General features: G+C 68.4%; 1 protein-coding gene and 1 pseudogene. Both read left to right on the plus strand.

Annotated elements, in window-relative coordinates; genetic code table 11:
* The coding region (locus ACFCZN_RS21565; protein ID WP_430558130.1) for a carbohydrate ABC transporter permease at positions 1-526 on the plus strand (526 nt) is incomplete at its 5' end.
* A 2-nt stretch (positions 527-528) separates the two neighbouring features.
* Positions 529-1060, plus strand: a pseudogene (locus ACFCZN_RS21570) (carbohydrate ABC transporter permease); the annotation flags it as partial.

Raw genomic sequence — 1060 nt, forward strand, 5'->3', positions numbered from 1 at the left:
CGGCGTGCTGTGGAACTGGATCCTCAACGCCCAGACCGGCGCGCTCAACGTGATCCTGCGCGGGATCGGCATCGAGAACCCGCCCAACTGGCTCGGCGACACGACGACCGCGCTGTCGAGCGTCATGCTCGTGCTCATCTGGGTCCAGATCGGCTACCCGGTCGTCATCTTCATGTCCGCGCTCCAGCGCGTGGACCCCGAGCTGTACGAGGCGGCCGAGCTCGACGGCGCGTCCCAGTGGCAGGTCGTGCGGGCCATCAAGATCCCCGCGATCCGCGGCTCGCTGGTCATCGCCACGATCTTCTCGATCATCGGCTCGTTCCAGCTCTTCAACGAGCCGAGCATCCTCCAGAGCCTCGCGCCGAACGCCATCACGACGTACTTCACCCCGAACCTGTATGCGTACTCGCTGTCGTTCTCCGGCCAGCAGTACAACTACTCGGCGACCGTCGCCATCATCATGGGCGTCCTCACGATGATCGTGGCCTACGTCGTCCAGCTGCGCGGCATGCGCAAGGAGGCCTGACGATGACCGCCACGACCCCCTCGACCCCGGCGGTCCCCGCCGCGTCCCGCACGACGACGAGCGCCACGACGCGCAAGCCCGTCCGCCTGCGCTCGCGCGCCCCGCACAGCGTGGCCCGCCCGCGCCGCAGCGTCCTGATGACCGTCCTCACCGGGATCGTCCTGCTCTACGCGCTCGTGCCGCTGTTCTGGCTCGTCGTCAACGCGTCCAAGACGCAGTCGAGCCTGTTCTCCTCGTTCGGGCTCTGGTTCAGCGGCGACTTCGCGCTGTTCGACAACATCGCGCGCACGCTGACCTACGACGGCGGCATCTTCGGCCGCTGGTTCGCCAACACGCTGCTGTACGTCGTGCTCGGGGCGGGCGGCGCGACCTTCCTCGCCGTGCTCGGCGGGTACGCGCTCGCCAAGTTCGACTTCCCGGGCAAGCGCGGCGTGTTCGCGACCGTGATCGGCGCGGTCGCCGTCCCGGGCACCGCGCTCGCCGTCCCGACCTTCCTCATGTTCAGCCAGATGGGTCTGACGAACACCCCGTGGG

It is taken from the genome of Isoptericola sp. NPDC056134 (genome assembly GCF_042264825.1).
Classification (GTDB): Bacteria; Actinomycetota; Actinomycetes; order Actinomycetales; family Cellulomonadaceae; genus Isoptericola; species Isoptericola nanjingensis.